Origin of the sequence: Rubrimonas sp. (genome assembly GCF_036788415.1) — a bacterium.
In the GTDB taxonomy this organism is placed as follows: domain Bacteria; phylum Pseudomonadota; class Alphaproteobacteria; order Rhodobacterales; family Rhodobacteraceae; genus Rubrimonas.
Genome location: NZ_DAIQNN010000150.1, coordinates 1 through 5,006 on the forward strand (window position 1 = coordinate 1; position 5,006 = coordinate 5,006).

General features: G+C 70.5%; 5 protein-coding genes and 1 pseudogene. 5 read left to right on the top strand and 1 reads right to left on the bottom strand.

What is annotated here, in order from left to right:
* Nucleotides 1–257 precede the first annotated feature (257 nt).
* The 3 genes from V7Q31_RS17345 (at nt 258) to V7Q31_RS17355 (ending at nt 1,675) form a co-directional block, all read left to right on the top strand.
* Complete coding sequence (locus V7Q31_RS17345; RefSeq protein WP_333835109.1) at nt 258–539, top strand: hypothetical protein; 282 nt, start codon at nt 258–260, stop codon at nt 537–539.
* Nucleotides 536–835 carry a hypothetical protein gene (locus tag V7Q31_RS17350; RefSeq protein ID WP_333835110.1) on the top strand — a complete coding sequence of 100 codons (300 nt, stop codon included), beginning with the start codon at nt 536–538 and terminating at the stop codon, nt 833–835. Before V7Q31_RS17345 ends, V7Q31_RS17350 begins: the two co-directional genes overlap by 4 nt.
* Before the next feature lie 624 nt (nt 836–1,459).
* Complete coding sequence (locus V7Q31_RS17355) at nt 1,460–1,675, top strand: type II toxin-antitoxin system PrlF family antitoxin (RefSeq protein WP_333835111.1); 216 nt, start codon at nt 1,460–1,462, stop codon at nt 1,673–1,675.
* Nucleotides 1,676–2,000: 325 nt separating this feature from the next.
* Here the strand turns inward: V7Q31_RS17355 and V7Q31_RS17360 are convergent, their stop codons facing one another.
* Complete coding sequence (locus tag V7Q31_RS17360; protein ID WP_333835112.1) at nt 2,001–3,224, bottom strand: aminopeptidase P family protein; 1,224 nt, start codon at nt 3,222–3,224, stop codon at nt 2,001–2,003.
* Nucleotides 3,225–3,919: 695 nt separating this feature from the next.
* Between V7Q31_RS17360 and V7Q31_RS17365 the strand changes: the two genes are divergently transcribed.
* Together V7Q31_RS17365 and V7Q31_RS17370 are read left to right on the top strand one after the other, a co-directional pair.
* Nucleotides 3,920–4,627 (top strand): Crp/Fnr family transcriptional regulator, encoded by a 708-nt coding sequence (locus tag V7Q31_RS17365; RefSeq protein ID WP_333835113.1) that lies wholly within the window; start codon nt 3,920–3,922, stop codon nt 4,625–4,627.
* Nucleotides 4,628–4,779: 152 nt separating this feature from the next.
* Nucleotides 4,780–5,006 (top strand): annotated as a pseudogene (locus tag V7Q31_RS17370) (arylsulfatase); the annotation flags it as partial.

A 5,006-nucleotide genomic window follows, 5' to 3' on the forward strand; every position in this document is an offset into this window, starting at 1 on the left:
CTATATTGCGGAGTATGACAGGGTGAAAGGCGAACGGCGTCCGAGCCTGAGAAATCTGCTACAGCCTTGGCGACGGCTGGCCGAATAACTTCACTGTACTGCATTTCTCTTTCATCAAAAAGGCCCGTCAGGTGTTTTGCGGTCCCACCGCCCCGGTCCGCCCGCAGTTCGAACGCTTGCCCAGTAGGGCGCGCAGGCACCGGAGGCGGTACCGAACGCCTCCCCATCAAGCGCCGATCACCGCATCCTGACATCCCATGCAATTCGAAGCACGCTGGGCCACGGACAAAAACCTGATCCTCCGCGCCCGCTACGGCGTGGGCTTCGAGGATGTCCTGGCCGCCATCGCCAAAGGCCGCCTGCTCGAAGAGGCGCCCCATCCGAACCCGGCGCGCTATCCCGGCCAGCGCGTCCTCGTCGTCGCCATCCGCGACTATGCGTGGGTCGTGCCCTATGTTCCGGAGGGAGAGCGGCCTTTCCTGAAAACGCTCTACCCGAGCCGCAAGCACCACCGCCTGCTAAGGGAGCACAAGGCATGAAGGATGATCCCGCCGACATAGGCCTGCCGCCGCTGCTGACCCGCGCCGACTTCGACAGCGACGACGAGTACCAGCAATACCTCGACATCGAGGCGGGCGACCTCGCGCCCGACGACAAGACCCCCGAGATGCTGGCCCTGTGGCGACGCATTGGCGCAGCGGCCCGCAACACAAGCCTCGCAGCCCTCCTTCCCGAGGCCGACCTGCGTGCGCTGGAAGCCCGCGCGCGCCGCGAGGGGGTGGCGGCGGACGCGCTCGCCGCGCGGGTGCTGCATGAATGGCTGGAATCGCGCTGACTGCGCCATCGCCCGACGATGCCCCCGCCCCGCGCCTGCCGCTCCGCAAGCGCGACCTCGCCCTTCGGGCGCAGGCGCGCGCGCCGGCCGGGCGGCGGGCGGCGGCGGCCGGCCGGGAGGACTTGGAAAGGGAGGTCGACGGCCTCGGCCGGTCGCGGCGCGTCGAGGCCCGAAGCCGCCTGACGGTCCTGCCGCTCCACCTGCCGGAATGGGGCCCGGGAGGACCGGTTCTGCGAGGTCGCCGAGGCGCACCACCGCGCGTTCGCCCGCGTCAGGAACAACAATTTCGGCTTGGCAAGCCCCGATCTGCCGGAGGGCGAGCCGAGTCTCCACTGCCCCGCCTCCATCGTCCGGCCCGATGAAGGGCGCGCGGACCCGCTCAACCCGATCGTCGAGGCGAAGGGCTGTCGCGGCGAGGACGCGAGGCCAGGGGGCAGGCCGCCGCGCAGTTCCGGGTCCCCGGCGTCAACGCCGGCGGGCGGTTCGGACGACGGGCCTTCGTCGAGCTGACGGAGCCTTTCGCCATGCGGGACGAATTCGACGGGATCGTCACCGGGCTGCTTCCGCCCGTGCCGGCCCGATGCCATGCAAGGAACACCCTTACCGGTCCGGGAGACGCGCGCGATGATCCGCGGCAGGCTGACCGCGAAGGCGCAGACCACTGTGCCGCTGGCCGTGCGCCGCGTGCTGAACCTCTCGCCCGGCGACGAGATCGTGTGGACGGTCGAAGCCGACGGCCGCGTCACCGTCGCGCGCGCCGAGGCGCCGGCCGACGACCCCTTCGCGGCGTTCTCCGAATGGGCCGGCGAGGCCGATGCGAGGGCCTATGCCGAGCTTTGAGCCGGGGAGGTCATGCCCGGGGGACGTCGTGCCAGGAGGCGTCGTGCCCGGAGACGTCGTGAAGGTGCCCTTCCCCTGCACCGACGCCCGCACCACCGCCCGCCGCCCCGCGCCGGGTCGGACAGGGTCTCGACACGCGGTCGCGGCCGGCGGCGGATGAGCGGCCGGGGTCGGGTCGCGGTCCCTTTCCGATTGTCGGGAGTCCGGCGCGCCGTGGAGGAGAACGGAGGGGCCGGGCCGAGCATCCCGAATTTCTCGAGGCGACCCGCAATTCGGGATGGTGTTCGCGCCGAACTGGCGCGTCCCGAGCGGCGCCGGAATTTGATCAGCCGACCACGTTATGGGACGGACCGTAGGGATAGCCCGTGATGTTCTCTGCCCCGGTTTCGCCGATGACGAGGATGTCATGCTCGCGGTAGCCACCGGAGCCCGGGAGACCTTCCGGGATCGTGAGCATCGGCTCCATGGACACCACCATGCCGGGCTCGAGGACCGTGTCGATGTCCTCTCGCAGCTCGAGCCCGGCCTCGCGGCCGTAGTAGTGAGAAAGGACGCCGAAGCTGTGGCCATAGCCGAAGGTTCGATACCGGAGCAGGTCGCGCTCGGCGAGGAAGGCGTTGATCCGCGCCGTGATCTCGGAGCACACCGCGCCGGGTCGGATGAGCGAGATCCCCAGCTCGTGCGCAGCCACGTTGGCATCCCAGATCCGGAGGCTCTCCGCGTCGACCTCGCCAACGAACAGGGTCCGCTCCAACGCCGTGTAGTAGCCGGAGATCATCGGGAACACGTTGAGGCTGAGGATGTCGCCGCGCTGCAGCGTCCTCGCCGTGACCGGATTGTGCGCACCGTCCGTGTTCAGGCCCGATTGGAACCAGACCCAGGTATCGCGGTATTCGGCGTCCGGGAAGCGGCGCGCGATCTCATGCTCCATGGCGTCGCGGCCGGCCATCGCGACGTCGATCTCCCGCGCGCTGACGCGGATGGCGTCGCGGATCGCGTAGCCGCCGACATCGGCGACCGCCGCCCCGGCGCGGATGAGCGCGATCTCGGCCGGCGACTTCACCATGCGCCGGCGCATCGTTGCGGGCGCAATGTCGACACGCCTTGCCGGCGCGAGGAACGCGTCGAGCTTCTGCGCCTGCGCGAGGGTCAGGTGATCGTCCTCGCAGCCTACCGCCCGGCCGACGCCGACGACCGAGGCGACGGCGCGCCAGAAGTTGTCGCGTTTCCAGTCGGTGTAGGTCAGGCTGTCGCCATGGCAGCGCCGCCACGGCTGGCCGGCATCGATGCCGGCGCTGACAGCCACCGAATCGGTCCGCGTGACGACCAGCCCGTAGGGCCGTCCGAAGGAGCAATAGAGGAAGCCCGAGAAGTAGGCGACGTTGTGCATGGAGGTGAGGACGCAGGCATCGAGCCCCTTCCCGTCCATGATCGCGCGAAGGCCGGCGAGGCGTGCCTCGTATTCGTCGGCTGCGAAAGGCAGCGGAGCCTTCTCGCCATTGCGGACAGGGTGGAAGTCGGGACGGTCTTCCATCATGGCTGCGCTCATCCCGTGCTTCGATGAAGGTCCCTCCCACCTCGTTATCCGGACGGTGGACGAAGGAAAAGTGCGGCGCCGCCTCGGTGGCGCAGAAACCGCATCGGCCGCGAGCGGCCTCCGGTTTCGGGCCGGAAGGTTCGGCGCTGTCGGCGCCGAAGCCCGGCAGGTTCCGGGCACTGCGGTCGGACCGCAAGCCCCGACTGCGCCCGCAGACACCATGCGGCGCCCCGCTGCCGCGCCGGTGCCGGGCCGGGGTTCGCTCGGCGACGCGGCGTTCCAGAGAAGCTCCGCGTCTGCGTCCTGCGTCAGCGCCGACAATTGCGACCGGAACGCGATCCTGTGCCGGCTGGCCGCTCCTGATGCGGGACGGCGAGGGCGGTCTGCCCGACCGGCGGCTTGCGGGAGGAGGCCCCGGGGCGACGGTCGCATGGGCGGGGCCTGTCCCGGCGATCCGGCTGCCGTCCGGGGACAGGATCCGCGGACCCCGGCCCTCCGCGTCCGGCTGCCCGGATCGGGGAGACGCCAAAGAGACTGCCGCCTGGCGGTCGGCGAGACCCTGCCCATCGCGGCCGCTGGACGCCAGCGCTTGCGGTCCCCGAGTGCCAGGCCAGTGCGCACGCGCCCCGCGATGCCGCGCCTCGATGACCGACTGACTGGCTGGCAACATGAGCATTAACCAGCGGACCCATCCGCGATATGGTCACATGATGCAGTTGGACGCGCCCGCCTCACGGTACGAACTCACGGCAGCGCTCGGGACGCTGGCCCGGGCGGGATGGTTCTCGGACCGCTCCGAACGGACGCGCGCGCTGATCGGAACCGAGGCGCGCCTGCGCCGCTTCCGGCCCGGGGAGGCGCTGTATCATGTGGGCGACGCGCCGAACGGCCTCTACGGGCTGGTCGAGGGCGCGCTGCGCATCTCCGTCCCGCGCGACGACGGCGAGGACTACGTGATCCACCGCGCCGATCCCGGCTTCTGGATCGGCGACGCCGCGCAATTTTCGGATGACGCCCGGCTCGTCACGCTGATCGCGGTCGCGCACACCACCGTCGTGCATATCCCGGCGGAGGCGCTGGAGCGGCTGGTGGACGCCGAGCCGCGGCTCTACCGCGACTTCTACGCCCTGACGCACTGGAACTTGCGCACCGCGCTGCGGCTGTTCGTCAACACGCTGGTCCCGGAATCGGATCTTCGGGTGGCGCTGCGGCTGCTTCACCAGGACGAGCTGGCGGGACAGACGGAGCGCGGGGTCGCGCTGGCGCAGGCGGAGTTCGCCGATCTCGTGGGGCTGTCGCTGCCGACGCTGCAGCGCGCGCTGAGACGGCTGGCCGAGGCGGGGCTCGTGGAGCTCGGCTATGGCCGCATCCGCATCCTCGACCGCGCGGGGCTGCTGCGCCGCTGCCTGCGCTGAGCCGCGACGCCGACGCGCGCCGCGGGCCGCCGAACCCTGTCGTTTGATGGGGTGTCGCGCCCGGACTTCTGCATCATCGCGACGCCGGGGTCAGCGCGCTCGCAGGATGCGCGGAACCGCAGCGCTCCGGCACAAGGGGGGGGTGAAAGCACATGACCACCATCGCCATCCGGCTGGCCCGCGCGGCGCTCGCCGCCGCGACGCTGCTGGCGGCGGCCACGGCCGCCGCGGCCCAGGACCAGAAACCCAACATCCTCGTGCTGTGGGGCGACGACATAGGCCAGAGCAACATCAGCGCCTACACGATGGGACTGGTGGGCTACCGCACGCCCAACATCGACCGCATCGCCCGCGAGGGCATGATCTTCACCGACTACTA

Coding starts and splice junctions, on each gene's coding strand:
- V7Q31_RS17345 (WP_333835109.1), top strand. CDS start 258: ATGCAATTCGAAGCACGCTGGGCCACGGACAAAAACCTGATCCTCCGC.
- V7Q31_RS17350 (WP_333835110.1), top strand. CDS start 536: ATGAAGGATGATCCCGCCGACATAGGCCTGCCGCCGCTGCTGACCCGC.
- V7Q31_RS17355 (WP_333835111.1), top strand. CDS start 1,460: ATGATCCGCGGCAGGCTGACCGCGAAGGCGCAGACCACTGTGCCGCTG.
- V7Q31_RS17360 (WP_333835112.1), bottom strand. CDS start 3,224: ATGAGCGCAGCCATGATGGAAGACCGTCCCGACTTCCACCCTGTCCGC.
- V7Q31_RS17365 (WP_333835113.1), top strand. CDS start 3,920: ATGATGCAGTTGGACGCGCCCGCCTCACGGTACGAACTCACGGCAGCG.